At 45.8% G+C, this 21,144-nt stretch carries 27 protein-coding genes; 24 read left to right on the plus strand and 3 right to left on the minus strand.

Annotated features, from left to right (window positions below; all coding sequences use genetic code 11):
- Positions 1 to 14 precede the first annotated feature (14 nt).
- The 13 genes from ICN27_RS00640 to hisD all read left to right on the plus strand — a co-directional run bounded on the left by ICN27_RS00640 (position 15) and on the right by hisD (position 10,559).
- The gene (locus ICN27_RS00640; RefSeq protein ID WP_216268577.1) at positions 15 to 1,478 is read left to right on the plus strand and encodes a glutamate synthase subunit beta; all 1,464 of its coding nucleotides are present in this window, start codon (positions 15 to 17) and stop codon (positions 1,476 to 1,478) included.
- A 10-nt stretch (positions 1,479 to 1,488) separates the two neighbouring features.
- Positions 1,489 to 2,355 (plus strand): ABC transporter ATP-binding protein, encoded by an 867-nt coding sequence (locus ICN27_RS00645; RefSeq protein ID WP_216861210.1) that lies wholly within the window; start codon positions 1,489 to 1,491, stop codon positions 2,353 to 2,355.
- A gap of 17 nt (positions 2,356 to 2,372) precedes the next feature.
- Positions 2,373 to 3,149, plus strand: a complete 777-nt coding sequence (gene mlaE / locus ICN27_RS00650; protein ID WP_216269213.1) for a lipid asymmetry maintenance ABC transporter permease subunit MlaE — start codon at positions 2,373 to 2,375, stop codon at positions 3,147 to 3,149.
- Positions 3,150 to 3,170: 21 nt separating this feature from the next.
- On the plus strand, positions 3,171 to 3,653 hold the full coding sequence (mlaD, locus tag ICN27_RS00655; RefSeq protein WP_215308724.1) for an outer membrane lipid asymmetry maintenance protein MlaD: 483 nt from the start codon (positions 3,171 to 3,173) through the stop codon (positions 3,651 to 3,653).
- Positions 3,653 to 4,399: a VacJ family lipoprotein gene (locus ICN27_RS00660; protein ID WP_216268578.1), complete on the plus strand. Its 747-nt coding sequence runs from the start codon at positions 3,653 to 3,655 to the stop codon at positions 4,397 to 4,399. Before mlaD ends, ICN27_RS00660 begins: the two co-directional genes overlap by 1 nt.
- Positions 4,400 to 4,471: 72 nt before the next feature.
- Positions 4,472 to 5,119: a phospholipid-binding protein MlaC gene (locus ICN27_RS00665; protein ID WP_216268579.1), complete on the plus strand. Its 648-nt coding sequence runs from the start codon at positions 4,472 to 4,474 to the stop codon at positions 5,117 to 5,119.
- Positions 5,120 to 5,153: 34 nt separating this feature from the next.
- Positions 5,154 to 5,414: a lipid asymmetry maintenance protein MlaB gene (locus ICN27_RS00670; protein ID WP_216268580.1), complete on the plus strand. Its 261-nt coding sequence runs from the start codon at positions 5,154 to 5,156 to the stop codon at positions 5,412 to 5,414.
- Between the two features lies 1 nt (position 5,415).
- A complete protein-coding gene (locus ICN27_RS00675) occupies positions 5,416 to 6,168 on the plus strand; it encodes an ABC transporter ATP-binding protein (protein ID WP_215308731.1) in 753 nt (250 codons plus the stop codon).
- A complete protein-coding gene (locus ICN27_RS00680; RefSeq protein ID WP_216268581.1) occupies positions 6,165 to 6,953 on the plus strand; it encodes an ABC transporter permease in 789 nt (262 codons plus the stop codon). The genes ICN27_RS00675 and ICN27_RS00680 overlap by 4 nt, the downstream gene beginning before the upstream one ends.
- A gap of 66 nt (positions 6,954 to 7,019) precedes the next feature.
- Positions 7,020 to 7,268 (plus strand): BolA family protein, encoded by a 249-nt coding sequence (locus tag ICN27_RS00685; RefSeq protein WP_215308734.1) that lies wholly within the window; start codon positions 7,020 to 7,022, stop codon positions 7,266 to 7,268.
- A gap of 33 nt (positions 7,269 to 7,301) precedes the next feature.
- Positions 7,302 to 8,576 carry a UDP-N-acetylglucosamine 1-carboxyvinyltransferase gene (murA, locus tag ICN27_RS00690; RefSeq protein WP_216268582.1) on the plus strand — a complete coding sequence of 425 codons (1,275 nt, stop codon included), beginning with the start codon at positions 7,302 to 7,304 and terminating at the stop codon, positions 8,574 to 8,576.
- 20 nt (positions 8,577 to 8,596) lie between these two features.
- Complete coding sequence (gene hisG, locus ICN27_RS00695; protein ID WP_216268583.1) at positions 8,597 to 9,223, plus strand: ATP phosphoribosyltransferase; 627 nt, start codon at positions 8,597 to 8,599, stop codon at positions 9,221 to 9,223.
- Between the two features lie 13 nt (positions 9,224 to 9,236).
- Entirely contained in the window at positions 9,237 to 10,559 is a 1,323-nt protein-coding gene (hisD, locus tag ICN27_RS00700; RefSeq protein WP_216268584.1) for a histidinol dehydrogenase, read from the plus strand.
- Between the two features lies 1 nt (position 10,560).
- On the opposite strand, the gene hisC is transcribed toward hisD, so the two are convergent.
- Positions 10,561 to 11,634 carry a histidinol-phosphate transaminase gene (gene hisC, locus ICN27_RS00705; protein ID WP_216268585.1) on the minus strand — a complete coding sequence of 358 codons (1,074 nt, stop codon included), beginning with the start codon at positions 11,632 to 11,634 and terminating at the stop codon, positions 10,561 to 10,563.
- Between the two features lie 126 nt (positions 11,635 to 11,760).
- Between hisC and hisB the strand changes: the two genes are divergently transcribed.
- From hisB to tatC, 10 genes are all read left to right on the plus strand, one after another.
- The gene (gene hisB / locus ICN27_RS00710; RefSeq protein WP_215308741.1) at positions 11,761 to 12,348 is read left to right on the plus strand and encodes an imidazoleglycerol-phosphate dehydratase HisB; all 588 of its coding nucleotides are present in this window, start codon (positions 11,761 to 11,763) and stop codon (positions 12,346 to 12,348) included.
- A gap of 61 nt (positions 12,349 to 12,409) precedes the next feature.
- A complete protein-coding gene (gene hisH / locus ICN27_RS00715) occupies positions 12,410 to 13,072 on the plus strand; it encodes an imidazole glycerol phosphate synthase subunit HisH (protein WP_216268586.1) in 663 nt (220 codons plus the stop codon).
- A 20-nt stretch (positions 13,073 to 13,092) separates the two neighbouring features.
- Positions 13,093 to 13,854: a 1-(5-phosphoribosyl)-5-[(5-phosphoribosylamino)methylideneamino]imidazole-4-carboxamide isomerase gene (hisA, locus tag ICN27_RS00720; protein WP_215308744.1), complete on the plus strand. Its 762-nt coding sequence runs from the start codon at positions 13,093 to 13,095 to the stop codon at positions 13,852 to 13,854.
- A gap of 11 nt (positions 13,855 to 13,865) precedes the next feature.
- Positions 13,866 to 14,624: an imidazole glycerol phosphate synthase subunit HisF gene (gene hisF, locus ICN27_RS00725; RefSeq protein ID WP_216268587.1), complete on the plus strand. Its 759-nt coding sequence runs from the start codon at positions 13,866 to 13,868 to the stop codon at positions 14,622 to 14,624.
- Between the two features lie 34 nt (positions 14,625 to 14,658).
- Positions 14,659 to 15,066, plus strand: coding sequence for a phosphoribosyl-AMP cyclohydrolase (gene hisI / locus ICN27_RS00730; RefSeq protein WP_216268588.1), 408 nt, complete (start codon positions 14,659 to 14,661; stop codon positions 15,064 to 15,066).
- Between the two features lie 47 nt (positions 15,067 to 15,113).
- Positions 15,114 to 15,515: a phosphoribosyl-ATP diphosphatase gene (locus ICN27_RS00735; protein WP_216268589.1), complete on the plus strand. Its 402-nt coding sequence runs from the start codon at positions 15,114 to 15,116 to the stop codon at positions 15,513 to 15,515.
- 3 nt (positions 15,516 to 15,518) lie between these two features.
- Entirely contained in the window at positions 15,519 to 15,875 is a 357-nt protein-coding gene (locus ICN27_RS00740; RefSeq protein WP_216268590.1) for a histidine triad nucleotide-binding protein, read from the plus strand.
- Positions 15,876 to 15,891: 16 nt separating this feature from the next.
- Positions 15,892 to 16,134, plus strand: coding sequence for a Sec-independent protein translocase subunit TatA (gene tatA / locus ICN27_RS00745; RefSeq protein ID WP_216268591.1), 243 nt, complete (start codon positions 15,892 to 15,894; stop codon positions 16,132 to 16,134).
- Positions 16,135 to 16,162: 28 nt separating this feature from the next.
- Positions 16,163 to 16,639 (plus strand): Sec-independent protein translocase protein TatB, encoded by a 477-nt coding sequence (gene tatB, locus ICN27_RS00750; protein ID WP_216268592.1) that lies wholly within the window; start codon positions 16,163 to 16,165, stop codon positions 16,637 to 16,639.
- Between the two features lie 42 nt (positions 16,640 to 16,681).
- Entirely contained in the window at positions 16,682 to 17,479 is a 798-nt protein-coding gene (gene tatC / locus ICN27_RS00755) for a twin-arginine translocase subunit TatC (protein WP_216268593.1), read from the plus strand.
- Here the strand turns inward: tatC and ICN27_RS00760 are convergent.
- Positions 17,464 to 18,939, minus strand: a complete 1,476-nt coding sequence (locus ICN27_RS00760) for a tetratricopeptide repeat protein (protein WP_216268594.1) — start codon at positions 18,937 to 18,939, stop codon at positions 17,464 to 17,466. The genes tatC and ICN27_RS00760 overlap by 16 nt on opposite strands.
- 208 nt (positions 18,940 to 19,147) lie before the next feature.
- Between ICN27_RS00760 and ICN27_RS00765 the strand changes: the two genes are divergently transcribed.
- Positions 19,148 to 20,449: a porin gene (locus ICN27_RS00765; protein ID WP_216268595.1), complete on the plus strand. Its 1,302-nt coding sequence runs from the start codon at positions 19,148 to 19,150 to the stop codon at positions 20,447 to 20,449.
- Positions 20,450 to 20,685: 236 nt separating this feature from the next.
- Here the strand turns inward: ICN27_RS00765 and mscL are convergent, their stop codons facing one another.
- Positions 20,686 to 21,108 (minus strand): large conductance mechanosensitive channel protein MscL, encoded by a 423-nt coding sequence (gene mscL, locus ICN27_RS00770; protein WP_216268596.1) that lies wholly within the window; start codon positions 21,106 to 21,108, stop codon positions 20,686 to 20,688.
- Positions 21,109 to 21,144 lie beyond the last annotated feature (36 nt).

A 21,144-nucleotide genomic window follows, 5' to 3' on the forward strand; every position in this document is an offset into this window, starting at 1 on the left:
ACTGAGGATTCGATATGGGTAAGGTCACTGGATTTATGGAGTTTGAGCGCGTAGATGAAACCTACGAAGCTCCCGTTAAGCGCCTCCATCATTACAAAGAGTTTGTTGCGGCACTGACAGATGACGAGGCTAAGGTGCAAGGTGCACGTTGCATGGATTGCGGCATTCCGTTTTGCAATAACGGATGTCCTGTAAACAACATCATTCCTGACTTCAATGATTTGGTATTTCATGATGACTGGAAGAATGCATTAGATGTTTTGCAATCCACCAATAACTTTCCTGAGTTCACTGGCCGTATCTGTCCTGCGCCTTGTGAGGCTGCCTGTACTCTGGGAATCAATAGCGATGCAGTTGGTATTAAGTCTATCGAGCACGCCATTATTGATAAGGGCTGGGAAAATGGTTGGGTTAAGCCACAGTTACCTAAAACTAAAACGGGTAAAAAAGTTGCTGTCGTTGGTGGTGGACCTGCTGGTATGGCGACTGCGCAGCAATTGGCGCGCGTTGGTCATGATGTCACCGTATTCGAAAAGAATGATCGTGTCGGTGGATTATTGCGCTACGGCATTCCTGATTTCAAAATGGAAAAATGGCTGATTGACCGTCGTGTAGAGCAAATGCAAGCTGAGGGTGTGAAGTTTGAGACGGGTGTATTTGTTGGTAAAGAGGCGATTGGTGCTGAAGTAAAAAATTACTCCACAAAAACAGTTTCACCTGATCAGTTGATGAAAGATTTTGATGCCGTTGTCATTAGTGGTGGATCAGAGCAGCCCCGTAATTTACCAGTGCCTGGTCGTGAGTTGAAGGGTGTTCACTATGCCTTGGATTTCTTGATTCCACAGAATAAAGAAAATGCAGGTGATTTGAAAAATGAAATTTCTGCAGCTGGTAAGCATGTGGTCGTGATCGGTGGCGGTGATACTGGATCTGATTGCGTAGGAACATCTAATCGTCATGGCGCTGCCAAGATTACCCAGTTTGAATTGCTACCGCAGCCACCGGAGACTGAAAATAAGCCTTTGGTATGGCCATATTGGCCAACTAAATTGCGCACATCCTCTTCGCACGAAGAAGGTTGTGAGCGCGATTGGTCTGTTGCGACTAAGCGTTTTGAGGGTAAGGACGGCAAACTTGAGAAGTTGATCTGTGTGCGCTTGGAGTGGAAAGACGGCAAGATGACAGAAATGCCAAACTCTGAATTCGAAATTAAGGCCGATCTAGTGTTCTTAGCCATGGGCTTTGTATCCCCGGCAGCCCAAGTTCTCAATGCCTTCGGTGTTGAAAAAGATGCTCGTGGCAATGCAAAAGCTACTGTTGATGGCCAAAATGCTTACCAAACCAATGTTCCCAAGGTATTTGCTGCTGGCGATATGCGTCGTGGGCAGTCTTTAGTGGTTTGGGCGATTCGTGAAGGCCGTCAAGCTGCCCATGCAGTAGACGAGTATTTAATGGGGTCATCCGTTCTGCCACGATAATATCGAGGATATGAACAGTGGCCACGCCAACTCGGTGGAAGTAAAGCAAAAAACCTCTAGCGGTGGCCATGGCGAAGTTGTCGTTTCAATTAAGGACGTCAACTTCTCTTATGCCCCTGGCGAGCGGCAAATTCTATCCGGACTCAATATGGAGTTCCGTCGCGGCCAAGTAGTTGCCGTGATGGGTGGCTCTGGTTGCGGCAAGACGACTATTCTCAGACTCATTGGTGGTCAGTTCACTGCACAGTCTGGGCAAGTATTATTTGAAAACTATGACATTGGCAAAATGAACGGTGCCCAATTAATGGCTGCTCGTCGTCGTATGGGTATGCTTTTTCAGTTTGGTGCACTCTTTACTGACCTCAGTGTTTTTGAAAACGTCGCCTTTCCCTTACGTGAGCACACGAATTTAAGTGAAGCGCTTTTACGCTCTTTAGTACTCATGAAACTCAATGCAGTGGGTCTGCGTGGCGCACGCGATTTAATGCCGGCTCAAATTTCCGGTGGCATGGCACGCCGAGTTGCATTAGCAAGAGCAATTGCACTTGACCCTCCATTGATCATGTATGACGAACCCTTTGCTGGCTTGGATCCGATTTCATTGGGAATTACAGCGCGTTTGATTCGGGATTTGAATCAAGCTCTGGGCGCAACCAGTCTTTTGGTTACGCATGATGTGGAGGAAACTTTTGAGATTGCCGATTACGTCTATTTCATTGCCAATGGTCGCATTGGTGCACAAGGCACTCCGGCAGAATTAAGCCGATCTACCGATCCCTTTGTTCGTCAGTTTTTAGATGCCTCGCCAGATGGCCCAGTGCCGTTTCACTATCCAGGACAAAGCCTTGAAGAAGATTTTGGGGTGAGCCTCAAATGAGCATACTGCGTAAAACTATGGATCTCTTTGGTGATCTTGGATTCTTCATTCGTGCAAACTTAACCAGTCTTGGGCTTGCTGCACGCATGTTTGCTGCAGTGATTTGGCGTTCTGGCTTGTTATTAAAGAGGCCTCGTTTAGTTTCTGACCAAATTTTATTTTTGGGTAATTACTCGTTTGTGATCATTGCGGTCTCTGGTTTGTTTGTTGGTTTTGTTTTGGGTTTACAGGGTTATTACACCTTGAATCGTTATGGTTCAGAGCAGGCTTTAGGTTTATTGGTGGCTTTATCGCTCACCCGAGAATTGGGTCCAGTGATCACTGCTCTCTTATTTGCTGGTCGGGCCGGTACATCGCTTACCGCTGAGATTGGCTTAATGAAAGCTGGTGAACAACTCAGTGCCATGGAAATGATGGCGGTAGATCCGCTAAGTCGTGTCATTGCCCCGCGATTGTGGGCGGGCATTATTGCGATGCCGATTTTGGCGACGATTTTTACGGCGGTTGGTGTAATGGGTGGCTACTTTGTTGGCGTGCCCCTCATTGGGGTCGACTCTGGCGCCTTTTGGTCGCAGATGCAGGGAGGGGTGGATCTATTCTCCGATATTGGCAATGGCTTAATTAAAAGCTTGGTGTTTGGTGTAGCAGTAACTTTTATAGCCCTGTATCAGGGTTATGAGGCTAAGCCTACGCCAGAGGGTGTATCGCAGGCAACTACCAGAACTGTAGTGATCTCCTCATTATCGGTTTTAGCATTAGATTTTTTGCTCACCGCGATGATGTTCTCGAATTAGAAAGAATAAACTGGGACTCTTATGAGAAAAAGTGCAATTGATGTTTGGGTCGGAATCTTTGTAGCCATTGGTTTGTTAGCTGCATTGTTTTTGGCATTGAAGGTTGGCAATATGAATGCGGTTTCGTTTGCGCCTACTTACAAAATTTCTGCGCGTTTTGACAATATCGGTGGATTAAAGCCTCGTGCGCCAGTAAAAAGTGCTGGTGTGGTTGTGGGCCGTATTGCGAATATCTCATTTGATGACAAAACGTACCAAGCAACTGTCACCATGACTATTGAGGATGCATATCAGTTTCCTAAAGATTCTTCTGCAAAGATTTTGACCTCAGGTTTATTGGGCGAGCAATACATTGGGCTTGAGGCCGGCGGCTCCGATGATATGTTGGTTGCTGGAGATAAGATTACCCAGACTCAGTCTGCAGTAGTTCTAGAGAACCTCATTAGCCAGTTCTTGTATAACAAGGCTGCCGATAGTGGTAAAGACAAAGGCGCTGAAAAATAATGCAGTGGCTTGTCAAACTGAAACGTTTCGTGCTACTTAGTTTGGTAGCGGGCATGGTGGGTTGTGCCTCCATTCCTGCCGGCGTAGAGCCTTCCCCGCATGATCCTTGGGAGCCATTTAATCGCTCTGTCTTTGAGTTCAATGAAGGCTTAGATACCTATCTACTCAAGCCAGTAGTGGCTGGCTACCGTTTTGTCTTGCCAGAGTTTGTGCGTGACGGTATTTACAACTTTTTTAGTAATTACAGCGATATCTACACTGCATTGCAGAATCTTTTGCAGGGCAAGCCCGACTATGCCTTTAGCGATCTGATGAGGGTGGTGGTCAATACCACCTTTGGTTTAGGTGGCTTAATTGATATGGCAACTCCAGGGGGTCTACCAAAGCATAAGGAAGATTGGGGTCAAACCTTTGGTGTTTGGGGTATTCCTTCTGGCCCTTACGTAGTTCTACCGTTCTTTGGGCCAAGCAATGTGCGAGATACCTTTGGTACTGCCGCTGACCTAGAGTCTGACTACCTATTTAGATTGCTGCCAGATGTTGCTTTGCGAAACAGCTTGACTGGCTTGCGTGTGGTTAACGCGCGTAATACCTATTACGAAGCGGGCGACTTATTAGATGGGGCTGCAATCGATAAATATAGCTTTGTGCGGGATGCCTACATTCAGAGACGTGCTTATCAGATCAATGAGGGGCGCGACGATGAAGAGCCTCTGATGCCAGTTTATGAGAACCCTTACCAATAAAACGTCTGAGCCTCACGGGATTTGCTGAAGGAGCTAAAATGAGCTTCAATGATTAGCGTTGATCGAGGACTCATGAAAAGCCATAAAACCATTCAAAAATATTTTTCTGCATTGCTATCAAGCTTGTTTTTGTTGGCTAGCAGCGCCTCTGCTCAGGCAGTAGATCAGTCCACGCCAGATGGTTTGATTAAGACGGTGGTTTCTGATGTAATGGCTTCTGTAAAGTCTGATCCAGAAATTCAAAAGGGGAATATCCCGCGCATTGTAGATTTGGTAGAAAAGAAAATTGTTCCCTATACCGATATGCGTCGTACTACTGAAATGGCCATGGGCCCTAATTGGAAAAAAGCGACTGCAGAACAGCAGGCTCAGTTAGTTTCTGAGTTCAAAAATTTACTGATTCGTACATACTCTGGCGCTCTAAGCCAACTGCGTGATCAAACAATCCAATTTAAGCCTTTGCGTGCAGCTCCCGACGATAAGGAAGTGGTTGTAAAAACTGTAGTCATTGGTCGTGGCGATCCGGTACCGCTTGATTACCGCCTTGAAAAAACAGCCAATGGCTGGAGGGTCTACGACATGAACATTATGGGTGTCTGGCTAGTTGAGGCTTATCGCAATCAGTTTGCCAATCAAATTAGCCAGAATGGCGTTGAGGGTTTGGTCAAGTTCTTGCAGGATCGCAACAAGCAGCTTGCTGCTGCAAAACCAGCAAACTAAAGACCGAACAAGATCAATCAAAGATAAATATTAGATGCCATTTTTATTACCCACTTCGGTGACGCAAGACAATGTTTTGCAGTTAGAGAAAGATGGCCTCTTAAATCTTGCGACATTAAGAGCAATAGATTGCCGCAATCTCCAGGATTTTGACTCTACCGTGCTAACGGTCTTGTTGGCATGGCAGAAGAAATTACAAGCCGATGGTCAGCAGATTGTCGTGCAAAATGCACCTGAAAAATTAATCGTATTAGCCGGCGTATATGGTGTAGCTCCGTTGCTAGGTTTGTCATAGCATGCACGCCGCAATATCAATTAAAAACGTATCTAAAAATTATGGCGCACTTCAAGCGCTAGATGATATTTCTTTATCTATTGAGCCAGGTGAGTTCTTTGGCCTGCTGGGTCCCAATGGTGCCGGCAAGACAACACTCATATCTATATTGGCAGGTTTAGTTACTGCAGATGGCGGTCACGCTGCAATCATGGGCGCGGATGTTCAAAGTCAATTCCGTGATGCTCGCCGGATGCTGGGCGTCGTGCCGCAAGAGTTGGTGTTTGATCCATTCTTTACGGTTAGAGAAACGCTGCAATTTCAGTCAGGTTATTTTGGGATTCGTCATAACGATGCTTGGATTGACGAGATCATGGCCAATTTGGATCTCACCAATAAAGCTGACAGTAATATGCGTTCCTTATCTGGTGGCATGAAGCGCCGAGTATTGGTGGCGCAGGCCTTGGTTCATCGGCCGCCAGTCATTATTTTGGATGAGCCTACTGCTGGAGTTGACGTAGAGTTGCGGCAATCGCTTTGGCAATTTATTAGTCGTCTCAACCAAGATGGTCATACCATCGTTTTAACAACCCATTACCTTGAAGAGGCTGAGGCATTGTGTCAACGCATTGCCATGCTCAAGCAAGGAAAGATTGTGGCTCTAGATACCACTGCTAATTTACTGAGTCAGCATGGCTCGGTTAAAAAAGATGGTGAAGGTAAGACGGATCTCGAAGATGTGTTTGTCAACATCATGTCGGGAGGTGCTCGATGAAACCTATTTTAAATAAACTACCAATCGCTTATGGGAGTGGTTTTCCAACGCTCTTGCGAAAAGAAATCAAACGTTTTTATAAGGTAGCTTTCCAGACGGTTGCCGCGCCAGTGCTTACTGCTGTTCTGTATTTAATGATCTTCGGACATGTGCTCGAGGGAAAAGAGGTGTATGGCCGCTTAAATTACACGGCCTTTCTGATTCCTGGCTTAGTGATGATGAGCGTGTTACAAAACGCATTTGCTAATACTTCTTCATCCCTCATTCAGTCTAAGGTAACCGGCAACCTAGTCTTTGTCTTGCTAGCCCCTTTTAGTCACTTAGAGTTTTATGCTGCCTATGTCTTGGCTGCAGTGTTTCGTGGAATTGTTGTGGGCGCTGGCGTATTACTAATTACCGCATGGTTTGCCATGCCATCTTTTGAATATCCTCTGTGGATCATGGCATTCGCTTTGTTGGGCGCCGCAATTTTAGGAAGTATGGGTTTAATTGCGGGCATCTGGGCAGACAAATACGATCAATTGGCAGCCTTCCAAAATTTCATCATCATGCCGGCAACAATGCTATCAGGTGTGTTTTACTCCATTCATTCTTTGCCGGCTGCGTGGCAAGTGGTATCGCATTTCAATCCATTCTTTTATATGATCGATGGCTTCCGTTATGGTTTCTTCGGAGTGTCAGATATCTCTCCTTGGAATAGCTTGGCGATTGTTGCCTGCTTCTTTGTCACAGTCTCAGTTATTGCTTTGCGTTTACTGCAAAAAGGCTACAAGCTTAGGAACTAAGTGCGTAAAGCTTGCTTCAAAATTAGCATTTAAGAATATTGAAAAATTAGAAATCAGGAGATTGTGATGTTGCCAACCCCAGAGCAAATTGAAGGCTATATTCAGCAAGGCCTCTCATGTACCCACGTTAATGTTGAGGGTGATGGTCAGCATTTTTTTGCGACGATTGTGAGTCCAGAGTTTGAGGGTAAGCGTTTGATTCAGCGTCATCAATTGGTATATGGCGCTATGGGTGATCGTATGAAGGCGGAGGTGCACGCTTTATCAATTAAGGCATTCACTCCTGAAGAGTTCGCACAAAACACCCCAACTTAAAATACGACATTAGATTGTTACTGGAATAGATTCATGGATAAATTACGGATGGTTGGCGGCACCCCCTTGATGGGTGAGGTACTGATTGCTGGCGCTAAGAATGCAGCCCTACCAATCTTATGCGCTTGCTTGCTAACGGATCAACCGATTACTTTGCGTAATGTTCCAGATTTGCAAGATGTGAGAACCATGCTCAAGCTCCTCCAAGAAATTGGAGTAACTGTCACTTTCCCAGATCCCGGCAATCGAAATCATGTAGTGCTTAACGCGGCCAATATTAAGAGCTCTGAAGCAACTTATGAGATGGTCAAAACCATGCGTGCTTCTATTTTGGTTTTAGGCCCATTGCTTGCCAGAATGCATAACGCTAAGGTTTCACTGCCAGGCGGCTGTGCTATTGGCGCGCGTCCAGTGGATCAGCATATCAAGGGCTTAAAAGCTATGGGTGCCACGATCAAGATTAAGAGTGGTTATATCCAGGCAGAAACCAAATCTGCCACAGGTCGCTTGCAGGGCGCTTCCATCTTGACTGACATGATCACCGTAACCGGTACAGAGAATTTATTGATGGCCGCTACTTTGGCTTCAGGCACAACCATATTAGAGAATGCGGCACGCGAGCCTGAAGTAGGGGACTTAGCTGAGTTGCTCGTCAAAATGGGCGCGAAGATTACCGGTATCGGTAGCGATCGCTTGGTGATTGAGGGGGTTGAAAAGCTCCACAGTGCAGAACATGCTGTGATTGCTGACCGGATTGAAGCTGGCACATTCTTATGCGCAGTTGCTGCTGCTGGTGGCGAGGTGCTGGTTAAGCACTGCCGCCCAGATACCCTAGATGCGGTGATCGTCAAACTCAAAGAAGCTGGCTTAGAAATGGAAGTTGGTCCTGACTGGATCAAGGCTTCCATGAGGGGTCGTCCCAAGGCGGTCAGTTTCCGCACCTCTGAATATCCAGCCTTCCCGACCGATATGCAGGCACAACTCATGGCAGTGAATGCGATTGCAGAGGGTAACGCCACTATTACTGAGACCATCTTTGAAAATCGCTTTATGCACGTTCAAGAGATGAACCGTCTTGGTGCGGATATTGCAATTGAGGGGAATACGGCAATTGCTCAGGGTGTGGAGAAGCTATCTGGCGCTATTGTGATGGCTACTGATTTGCGTGCTTCTGCCAGCCTAGTGATTGCCGGCTTGGCCGCCCAAGGAGAAACCCAGGTAGACCGGATTTATCACTTAGATCGGGGATATGACCGCATGGAGCAAAAGCTGACCCTCTTGGGGGCTAACATTCAGCGGATCAAGTAAGCCTGATGGATAATTAGTCCATGAAGTTAACTCTAGCCCTCTCGAAGGGGCGCATCTTCGAAGAAACCGCTGAGATCTTATCTAAGATCGGTATTCGTCCGCTTGAGGACCCAGAAAAGTCACGCAAACTCATTATTGAGACCTCCAATCCTGAGGTCCGCCTGATCATTGTGCGCGCTTCAGATGTGCCGACCTACGTTCAGTTCGGCGGTGCAGACTTTGGTGTTGCAGGTCTCGATGTCTTAATGGAAAACGGCACTGATGGTCTATATGTTCCATTCGACTTGAACATTGCAAAATGCCGTATGTCTGTTGCCGTTAAAGAAGGCTTTGATTACGCAGCAGCTGTAAAACAAGGCTCTCGTCTGAAAGTTGCAACAAAGTACGTTAATTGCGCTCGTGAACACTTTGCTAATAAAGGTGTTCATATTGATACGATTCATTTGTACGGCTCGATGGAGCTAGCCCCCTTGGTTGGATTGGCAGATGCGATTGTGGATTTGGTGTCTACCGGCAATACCTTGCGCGCTAACGGCTTAGTTGAGGTTGAGCCCATTGCTGATATCAGCGCACGCTTAGTGGTTAATCAAGCTTCTTATAAGCGTAAGCGTACACAGCTCCAGCCATTCTTTGAGTTGCTGAAGTAAAGAAAAAATTCCTATGTCAGCAGACGTCAAAGTAAAACGCCTTAATAGCAAAGATGCCGGGTTCAAAGAAACGCTACTGTCTAGCCTTTCTTTGCCGATGGCCGATGATGAGGCGATTGATGCTGCGGTAGTCAAAATCTTGGCACAAGTAAAAGCGAATGGTGATGCTGCGGTACTAGATTTCACAAAGCAGTTTGATCGTTTAAATGTAGCTAGCGTTAATGAGTTAGAGATTTCTCAAGCAGAATTAAAAAAAGCCTACGACGGTTTATCGGCTGAGCAAAAAAATGCGCTTGATATTGCCGCGCAGAGAGTGCGGGCATATCACGAGAAACAAAGAATTGAAGCAGGTTGTCACTCTTGGGAGTATGAAGAGGCTGATGGCACACGCTTAGGTCAAAAAGTTACTGCCTTAGATCGTGTTGGCATTTACGTTCCAGGTGGTAAAGCGGCTTATCCCTCTTCTGTTCTGATGAATGCGATTCCCGCAAAAGTTGCTGGTGTTAAAGAAGTCATCATGGTAGTGCCTACTCCAGATGGCGCTCGCAATGCTTTGGTCTTGGCTGCCGCCTACTTATCCGGTGTTGATCGCGTCTTTACGATTGGTGGTGCGCAAGCAGTTGGTGCTTTAGCTTATGGCACGCAGACTATTCCTGCGGTCGACAAAATTGTTGGCCCTGGTAATGCCTATGTAGCAGCTGCTAAGCGCAGAGTATTTGGTACCGTTGGTATCGACATGATTGCCGGCCCATCAGAAATTTTGGTTCTTTGTGATGGCTCCAGTAATCCCGACTGGATTGCAATGGATTTGTTTTCTCAAGCGGAGCACGATGAGTTGGCACAATCTATTTTGCTTTGCCCGGACAAGCAATTCATTGATCAAGTGCAAGCAAGCATTAACAAGCTATTGCCTGAGATGCCGAGAAAGAAGGTGATTGAAACATCACTTACCAATCGCGCTTTATTGATTCAGGTAAAAGATATGGGTGAGGCCTGTGAGATTGCCAATGCTATTGCTGCTGAGCATTTAGAGATTTGTGCTACTGAGCCGCGCAAGTGGGCTGAGTTAATCCGTCATGCTGGCGCCATCTTTATGGGCAACTACACCAGCGAATCTTTGGGTGATTATTGCGCAGGCCCAAATCATGTCTTACCAACAGCACGCACTGCGCGCTTTTCTTCTCCCTTGGGTGTGTATGACTTCATTAAGCGCTCGAGCATGATTGAAGTAAGTGAAGCAGGTGCTCAAACCTTAGGTGCTGTTGCTAGCACTCTCGCACACGGTGAGGGCTTAACAGCTCATGCCCGCGCTGCTGAGATGCGCCTAAAGAAATAATTTAAGCGCTAGCTAAAATTTCTTTCAGGGCGGCAATCAATTCATTCGTTTGATCATCGGTGCCGATAGTGATGCGTAGAAATTCTTCAATGCGTGGCGACTTGAAGTGGCGCACAATCATTCCACGATCGCGTAAAGATTGATAGAGCTTTGCTCCAGTATGTTTCGGATGACGCGTAAAAATAAAGTTCGCGGTTGATGGCAAGGTATCAAAGCCCAATGAAGCCAATTCTGAAACTAAGCGCTCGCGAGTTTGAATCACTTTTTTACTCGTCGATTCTAAATGGGCTTGATCTTGTATTGCAGCAATTGCTCCCGCTTGAGCTAAGCGACCTAGCGGGTAAGAGTTAAAACTATTTTTTACACGCTCTAGACCTTCAATGAGGGCTGGATGCCCCAATGCAAATCCAACGCGAAGTCCTGCTAAGGCGCGAGACTTAGATAAAGTGTGTATGACTAAAAGGTTTTCTGGGCAAGCACTACCACGAAGCAGAGGAACACAAGACTCCGTACCGTAATCCACGTAGGCCTCATCGATCACCACTACGGAATCTGTATTTCTGCTGAGTAGGGCCTCGATATCTGAACGGGGGATAGCTCGACCAGTTGGAGCATTGGGATTGGGGAAAATAATTCCGCCATTGGGGGTTTTGAGGTCTTGGGTTTGGATCTCAAAATCAGAACCTAGGGGCACTGTTTGATAGTCAATACCAAATAACTTGCAATAGACCGGGTAGAAGCTATAGGTAATATCTGGAAATTGGACTGGTTTAGCTTGTTTTAGCAGGCCTAAAAATACGTGAGCCAGAACCTCATCGGAGCCATTGCCTAAAAATACCTGCTTTGGGTCCAGACCATGTAAATCGGCAATGGCTTGTTTAAGAGCTGCTCCTTCAGGGTCTGGATAAAGTCTTAAATCATCGGTATTTTGCTGACTTATGGCTGCTAGGGCCTTAGGGGATGGGCCATAAGGGCTCTCATTCGTATTGAGCTTTACCAGCCGCGCCATCTGCGGTTGCTCCCCAGGAACATAAGGGGTCAGGGTCTTAACAACGGGGCTCCAAAAGCGGCTCATGAGGGACTCTAGTCAAAAATCAGCAAAAGTGAATAAACGCTAGCAATCAAAATCAGCATTTATATCTGTATTAGGAATGATATTATGAGGCTTCAATCAACACTTCGCCTCGCGGCGCACTGAAGCATGCGGCAAGCCGACGTTACCCGAAATACTTCGGAAACCAAAATTCAAATTGCTATCAATTTAGATGGCACAGGTAAAGCTGAGCTGGCCTCAGGCGTACCTTTCTTGGACCATATGCTGGATCAAATTGCCCGTCACGGCATGATTGACCTCAAAGTAATCGCAAAAGGCGATACCCATATTGATGACCACCATACCGTTGAGGATGTAGGAATTACTCTGGGACAAGCGTTTGCTAAGGCAGTTGGCGATAAAGCGGGTATTACCCGCTACGGCCACTCCTACGTCCCTTTAGATGAAACCCTGTCTCGCGTAGTGATCGACTTTTCTGGTCGTCCAGGGCTGGAGTTCAACGTGCCATTTACCCGTGCACGCGTGGGTGACTTTGACGTGGATCTCAGCATCGAGTTCTTCCGTGGTTTTGTAAACCATGCTGGAGTCACTTTGCATATTGATAACTTGCGTGGCATTAATGCTCACCACCAGATTGAAACCGTGTTCAAGGCCTTTGGCCGCGCATTACGTATGGCTTTAGAGATTGATCCACGCGCATCCGGTGTTGTTCCTTCCACTAAGGGCAGCCTCTAATCTAGAAAATTTCTAGCATTGAGTAGAAGACTGTCAAAAAACTACAGAACATAGGCAACCATTGGCGCAAACCATTGCGATCGTTGATTACGGAATGGGTAACCTACGTTCCGTATATCAGGCCTTTCATCATGTGGCACCCGATGCCAATGTTCTGATTGCGCACACTCCCGAAGAAATCCTCACCGCAGAGCGGGTAGTTCTTCCAGGTCAGGGTGCTATGCCTGATTGCATGAAACATCTAGAAGAGTCGGGTTTATTGGAAGCCTTGCTTGATGCCGCAAAAAATAAGCCTTTATTAGGTGTTTGCGTGGGTGAGCAGATGCTGTTTGATCAAAGTGCTGAAGTACGGGGAAATTCCAGTAGGGCCTGGACCCCTTGCTTGGGGTTGATTCCGGGTGAGGTGCGGCGTTTTGAGTTGGCCGGCAAACTACAGCCAGATGGTTCCGCCTATAAGGTTCCCCATATGGGCTGGAATCAGGTTCGTCAGGATCGCCAGCATCCGCTTTGGAGTGGTATTCCGGATTTGACCAGTTTTTATTTTGTGCATAGTTATTTTGTTGTGCCGCAGCGTAAGGAAGATGTTGCCGGCTCAACAGAATATGGCGATTGGTTTACTTCTGCTGTTGCAAGAGATAATATTTTTGCAACACAATTTCATCCAGAAAAAAGTGCAGAATACGGATTAAAGCTCTACAAAAATTTTGTTTCTTGGCAACCTTAATACTTCTCTAATCTACCGCTATGCTGCTCATTCCCGCGATTGACTTAAAAGATGGTCACTGTGTTCGACTCGAACAAGGTGACATGGACAAAGCCACTGTGTTTTCTGAGGATCCAGGCGCAATGGCTGCGCATTGGATTAGTAAGGGAGCACGGCGTTTACATCTGGTTGATTTGAATGGTGCGTTTGCTGGAAAACTCAAAAATGAATCTGCTATTAAATCTATTTTGAAAGCAGTGGGTGATGAGATTCCAGTTCAGCTAGGTGGCGGTATTCGTGATCTTGAAACTATTGAACGTTTATTAGATGACGGCATTAGCACGGTAATTATTGGCACTGCTGCGGTGAAGAGTCCTGGCTTTGTGCAAGATGCTTGTACTGCTTTCCCAGGCCAGATCATGGTTGGCTTAGATGCGCGGGATGGCAAAGTGGCAACCGATGGCTGGAGCAAGATTACGGGTCATGAAGTTATCGACCTTGCAAAGAAATTTGAAGATTACGGTGTCGAAGCCATCATCTATACCGACATTGGTCGCGATGGCATGATGAAGGGTATCAATATGGATGCCACGATTAAATTGGCACAAGCTATTCGGATTCCGGTAATTGCTAGCGGTGGTTTATCAAATAACCAAGATATTGAAGCCCTGTGTGAAGCTGAAGCTGAAGGCGTTATGGGTGTCATTGCTGGGCGCTCAATTTACGCTGGTGATTTAGATTTAACTGCAGCGCAAAAATATGCTGATGAGTTAACTCTCAAGTTTGCCAAGAAAATTATCTAAAGTGCTGACCAGTGCTAACTAAAAGAATTATTCCTTGCCTTGATGTCACGGCAGGGCGCGTTGTTAAAGGCGTGAACTTTGTTGGTCTGCGTGATGCAGGTGATCCAGTAGAGATTGCTCAGCGCTACAACACTCAAGGTGCTGATGAGCTTACCTTTTTAGACATTACTGCTACCTCTGATGGCCGTGATCTGATATTGCACATCATTGAAGATGTTGCCTCCCAAGTATTTATTCCTTTGACTGTGGGCGGCGGTGTGCGCGCAGTAGCGGATGTGCGTCGTTTACTCAATGCGGGCGCTGATAAGGTCAGCATGAACTCTTCTGCAGTGGCCAATCCAGATTTAGTTTCTGATGCGGCTGCGTATTACGGTTCACAGTGCATCGTAGTAGCCATTGATGCTAAAAAAACTGAAGCGGGTAATTGGGAAGTTTTTACCCATGGCGGCAGAACTGCCACCGGCATGGATGTAGTTGCATGGGCTTCTGAAGTTGCCAAACGTGGCGCTGGAGAAATTCTGCTCACCAGCATGAATCGCGATGGCAGTAAAGATGGTTTTGATTTAGAGCTAACTGCAGCTGTGAGTGATGCGGTAAGTGTTCCGGTTATTGCCTCAGGTGGCGTTGGTAACTTACAGCACTTAGTAGATGGCATTACCAAAGGCCATGCCGATGCAGTTTTGGCGGCAAGCATTTTTCATTATGGTGAATACACTGTAGGCCAGGCAAAAGAATTTATGGCGAGCCAAGGCATCCCTGTTCGTATTTGAGTCCAGATAGATCTACTAAGAAAATAATCCTAAGATGACCATCAAAAATACCTTTACTCCAATTGAGTCTCTAGAGGCGGGAGTATGGCTTGATACTGTTACTTGGAATGAGCAAGGTCTGGTCCCAGTAATTGCTCAGGAAGTCGGAAGTAAAGATATCTTGATGATGGCCTGGATGAACCGGGATGCACTATTGGCAACACTGCGCTTGGGCGAGGCAGTGTATTGGACCCGCTCAAGGCAAAAGCTATGGCATAAGGGTGAAGAATCTGGCCACATCCAAAAGGTAAAAGAAATCCGTCTCGATTGTGATGGCGACACCATTTTGCTCATGGTTGAGCAAAAAGACGGTATTGCTTGCCATACTGGCGAGCACAGCTGTTTCTTTCTGCGGTGGGATTCTGGTAAATCTGCCTGGGTGGATGAGTCTAAGGCTCACTAATAAGACCCCTTGAGTCTACCCGGTAATAAAAGACATAAAATCACTTAATGACTAGTCCAGCACAAAACCCTACTAATTTAGATTCCGCTTTGGCTCATTTGGCCGATGTGGTGGATCAGCGACGTGATGCGTTCAAGGCTGGGGAGGGAGATCCCAAGACTTCTTATACTGCTTTACTCTTTTCGAAGGGTGATGATGGGATTTTGAAGAAAATTGGTGAAGAGGCCACTGAAGCGGTGATGGCGGCTAAGGATGCGCGTAACTCCAATCTAGAGCCTGAACAGCAAAAGCTTTTGGTGGGTGAGATGGCCGACCTTTGGTTCCACTGCTTAATTGCACTCTCCCAGTTTGGCTTGCGTCCAGAAGATGTGATTGCTGAGTTAGAGCGCCGTCTCGGTACTTCAGGCATTGAAGAAAAAGCCGCCAGAAAAGCGGCTAATAAGGAGTAATTGATGTCACATGACCCTAATTGCCTATTTTGTAAGATTTCCCAAGGGTTAATCCCATCTCAGAAGGTCTATGAAGATGAAGAAATCTACGCTTTTAAAGATATCAATCCAGCCGCACCCGTACATTTTTTGATGATTCCTAAAAAACATATCCCCATGCTGGAGTCTGCAGAAGTAGCAGATGCGCCATTGCTAGGTAGAATGATGGAATTAGCACCGCGTCTAGCCAAAGAGCAGGGTTGCCGTCCCGGAAAAGATGGTGGCTTTAGATTGGTGGTGAACAATGGTGCAGATGGTGGGCAAGAGGTTTATCACTTGCATTTGCATGTGATGGGCGGTCCGCGCCCCTGGAAAAAATAGTCCGAGGAGATTAAAAATGGGTTCATTTAGCATTTGGCATTGGTTGATTGTTTTGGTAATCGTGATGTTGGTATTTGGTACCAAAAAATTGCGCAATATCGGTACAGACTTAGGTGGGGCTGTTAAAGGTTTCAAAGATGGCATGAAAACGCCTGAGGGTACTGAAGAGTCGCAAGATAAAGCCAAGGAACAAATTCAGAGCGCTGCTACATCAACGGAGAAAACTGTAGATGTTCAGGCAAAAGACATCAATAAATAATTGTTGATAGAAATAATGCGCAGCTGCAATGATTGATCTCGGAGTTTCAAAGCTTGCACTTATTGCAGTAGTTGCATTAGTGGTGGTTGGTCCCGAACGTCTTCCAAAAATTGCCCGTATGGCGGGTAATTTATTCGGACGTGCACAACGCTATATGGCCGATGTCAAATCTGAAGTTAGCCGACAGATGGATGTTGAGGAGTTCAAGAAACTCCGTGAAGAAAGTGTCTCCGCCTTTAAAGATGTTGAGAGCTCACTTCAGTCTACCGTTCAAGAGGCGGGCGCCAATCTAAGTGATCAAGCTGACATCTTTGAAAATAATTTCACCAGAGCACCTCTTGACGAAAAAGAGGTACTTCGTAAATCGATACGCCAAGGCCGTAAGAGTTGGGGTGTCAGGCGTGCAGCCAGGCCAGTTTGGTTTAAGCATTCCACTGGGATGCGTACAAGAGTGCAATCTGGTGCAGCTCGCATGAAGCGCTTTCACCATAGCGCTAATAAGTAAGCAATAAAAGAATAAAAACTACAAGAATATAAACATCCACGCATGACTGAAAAGAACTCAACAGAAGATTCCGGCCTACAAGAATCTTTCTTGTCTCATTTATTTGAGTTACGTGATCGCATTATTAAGTCTGCACTAGCAATCATTGTGGTGTTCGTCTGCTTGGTGTACTGGGCGCCGGATATTTTTCATTTGTTTTCACAACCATTGTTAAATGCCTTGCCCTCTGGCGGTAAGATGATTGTGACCGATGTGACGGGTTCATTCTTTGTGCCGATGAAGGTCACTATGTTGGTAGCTTTCTTAATTGCACTGCCCGTTGTGATGTATCAATTATGGGCTTTCATTGCTCCTGGGCTATATCAGCATGAGCGCAAACTGATTGTGCCTTTGGTGGTGAGTAGCTATAGCCTCTTTATATTTGGCATGGCATTTGCCTACTTCTTAGTATTTCCGACGGTGTTTGAGTTTATGGCTAGCTACAACGCTCCTTTGGGCGCAGAGATGTCAACGGATATTGATAAGTACCTTGGCTTTGCCATGAATACCTTCCTAGCATTTGGGCTTACTTTTGAAGTGCCCGTTGTCGTTGTGGTTTTAGTGCGCATGGGTATGGTTCCCCTGGCAAAGCTCAGAGAGATTCGCCCCTATGTCATTGTGGGGGCATTTGTGGTCTCTGCCATCGTTACGCCACCCGATGTTCTCTCACAATTGCTACTAGCAATTCCGATGACTATGCTTTATGAATTAGGGCTTTTGATTGCGCGCTTTTATGTGCCAAAACCGTCAGATGATGACTCTGATACAACTACAAAGCCAGATACTCAAGCTACGACTTGATTTTGTCCGAAGGTGCTAGCAAGCCACTCCGTTACTCGATCAAATCGATAACGTCTTTGCCTTAGATTTCCCTCCAAGTCTGCATCGCTACTCGCAAATACTTTTCCCGCTGCAAGCAATGAGCGACGCTGCTGAGTGGTATCAATCTGAATTAATCTAGGCAGAATCTTTGGCAGCTCATGGCGAATATCGACAACGACACAATGTTCATGTTGTAGTTGACCGACTTCACACAGTAACAACTCTGCTTTGCTCAAGTTAAATTGGTTGGCAACAATGAGTCGGTGGCATAGCAAGATCCACTCCTCATCCAATTGATGCTCTGCATGATGATTTAACGCTTTTTCAGCATAAGTGGCCAATTCAAACCAATCATTATTCTTGGGGCTGGCAACATTCTCTAGAACTTTACTAAGCAATTCTTTTGCTTCAGGAACGCCTTGTTGGTGAGCTTGCCAAATCCAATAGGAAGCTTGAAGTCCGCGTACCCTCTCTTCTACTTTTTCACGTTTGCGCCAGAGGTTTGCGCCCCTTCTAAATTGAGCCACAGGATGACCCAAATCAGCTGCGCGATCAAAGCACCGATCACTTTCACTGGCGTTATATCCAGAGAACTGTGGGCGACGATAAATCTCACCAAGTGCAAACCAGGCGTCCCGATCTCCATCTTTTGCAGCAAGACCTAACCAGTAGGCAGCTTTCTTAAGAGATGCATTCGATTTGACGCCACTAACCCCAATCGAATCTTTCGTATCAGAACCCACTTCATTCAATTGAGCAAGACGTAAACCCAAGGTGAGTTTTGCAATCGTCATGCCAAGTTCTGCTGCCTGTACTAGTGCACCTTCGTTCTTTTCTGAGAGCCAAGCGCTCCACAAGGAGGAGAGTGCTTCATCTTTAGGTTGGAGCTTAATCAAAAGCTCTTTGGCTAAATTGGTGAAGGGTGTTTCTGATTCTGCTAGTTGAAGAAGAAATTCTTTTGCAGTTTTTTGTAGGGCGGATATATCGAGATCACTCTCCTGCTTTAAGAGCCACTCAGCAAGCTCTCCTTGAAGCACTTTTTTACTGGGATCCAGCAGTAGTTCAGCAAGTTGCCATTGCGCAGCATTGCTTACATCGATATCTGCTTTAGCTAGCTTCCAGAAAGATTCCCAGCCAAAAGAAAAGGCTGGTGAATTAAAGGTAAGTCCCAGGGGAACCAAGGAAATTTGCTTCAAAATTCCCAGCATTTCTGGGGAGAGTGCATCTAGTCCAAGTAATTTAGTAGCTTCTGCGCTGGAATTGTTAGCTACTTGATTTGTAATGGATAAATAGGATTTCTCTAGCCAAATCAATGAATTAGCTGGCTGAATTGGAGTTTTAAATGCCCCTGTTAAGTAAGCAGAGGCCAAGTTTTGTTGTGCGGATACATCACCTAATCGAGCAGATTGAAGGATTTTTAAGAATTCACGGCTTGCCATATGACAATTTTGGCATCTAAGACCCTAAAAAGACAGAAATCAAAGCCCTTGTTGCCCTGATACAACGAAGAAAGCCAAAAAACTGCCTTTCCACAAGCAAAAACAGCCTCTAAATGCCCTGAACCCCTGCCTAGCAATGCAAAACAAGCAAAATTCACAAGTCCCGAATTTATTTGGGCATTACTTTCAATTTATGGAGATTTAAAGAATGAAAAAATCGCTACTAGCAGTTGCAGCAATCGGCGCGTTTGCGTCAGCAGCTCAAGCTCAGTCATCAGTGACTGTATACGGTATCTTGGACGTTGGTTTCCAAGGTGTTTCAACACGTGGTCCTTTGGGAACTGTTGCCGCTGGTACTAACGGTGCTGCTGCAGGCCAGACTTTCAGTAACGTGCCTACAAATGCTAACTACACACGTTTTAACGGCGAAGGTGCTGAGACAACTTCACGTTTAGGCTTCCGTGGTACTGAAGATTTGGGTGGCGGTACATCAGCATTCTTTACTGCTGAATTTGCCTTAGCTCCAACTGACAACCGTTTGGGTGGTGATGCAAACAACGGTATCTCTAATCGTCAAACTTTTGTTGGTTTGAAGAAAAATGGTATTGGTCAAGCAGCAATCGGTACTCAGTACACACCAATCCACACTGCAGTTGGTCGTACTGACCCAGGTCAGCAAAACAACATGGCTGGTAACGTGATCTACGCAACTAATACATCACAAGGCCAAGGTGAAACAACAACTTCTTACACAGTTCGTTTGAATAACTCATTGACATTGCAAACTGAGCGTTATGCTGGTTTTCAACTCAATGGTATTTATAACAATCAATCTGCTTCATCTAACAACACCCTTACAGGTATTGCTACATCAACAAACGTAGGTGGAACTGCTGGTACTGGTTATGGTGCTGGAAACCAAATCGCTTATGGTCTAGGTTTAAATTATGTTTGGCAAAAACTGAACGTTGATGCAGCGTTCCAGACATTGAAGAATACAAACTTTGGTTCGAATGTTCAATTAGCTTCAACGCTTCCAGCGAATGCAACTGCTGCTTCACCTGGCGCTGCTAGCATTTTTGGTACCTCAGTTGGTCAAGATCAGTCTTATGTTGGCGCAACTTATGACTTTGGTATCTTGAAAGCTTACGCGCAGTATGTAAACAATAAAGTTACATCTAACTTAAACTCCAATAACTACTTACAACGCTCTGCTCAGCAGATCGGTGTTCGTAGCTTTGTAACTCCAGCAATTGAAGTTTGGGCATCTGGTGGTACAGGTCGTGTGAATGCTGGCGTAAACCAAGGTGGCGGTAACGTTGCTGGATCAGTTCTTCCTACTGGCCAGTCTACACAAAACTTCACTGGTTACCAGTTGGGTTCAAACTACTTGTTGAGCAAGCGTACAAACTTGTATGCTATCTATGGTTCAACACAAGTATCATCCACTTCAGTTAACATTTCTGAAGGCCGTAGCAGCTACGGTGTTGGCTTGCGTCACACTTTCTAATTTAACGCTAGCGTAAGCTAGCATCGAATTAGAAATGAGTTGTAAATTAGACCCACTGTGGTAACACGGTGGGTTTTTTCTTTTTGCTAGATGATTCTTAAAGATAGCAGTTGGACTAGTCCATTAATTAGATTCTGAATTTCTGTTCTTAATTATTTAGTAAATTCTTTGCAATAGAGTTGCTATAGATCGCTTGGTAGCTTCGAGATAAAGCTAACCAGCATTTCTGATTAGAACTACTTTCTCAAGCTATCCCGAATTTCTCTCAACAAGACCACATCTTCTGGTGTGGGTGGTGTTGGAGGAGCATCAGTTGTTCTTACTTTATTGACGACTTTGACCATCTGGAAGATGACAAATGCCAGAAGGATGAAGTTGATGGATATAGTGATGAAGTTGCCATAAGCAAAAATGGGTACACCTGCCTTCTTTAGGGCATCAAAGGTCCTGGGAACTCCATCTGGTACATTGCCAAGAACTAGAAATAGGTTGGTGAAGTCAATATGACCCCCCAATAGGGTGGAAATCACTGGCATCACGATGTCATTGACGAGGGAATCCACAATCTTCCCAAAAGCCCCGCCAATGATCACGCCAACCGCTAAATCAATGACATTGCCCTTGACTGCAAAGTCACGAAATTCCTTTAAAACAGCCATAAATACCTTTCATTTTGCTTGGATCGGGATTAACTC

It is taken from the genome of Polynucleobacter sp. Nonnen-W13, assembly GCF_018881735.1.
GTDB lineage: Bacteria > Pseudomonadota > Gammaproteobacteria > Burkholderiales > Burkholderiaceae > Polynucleobacter.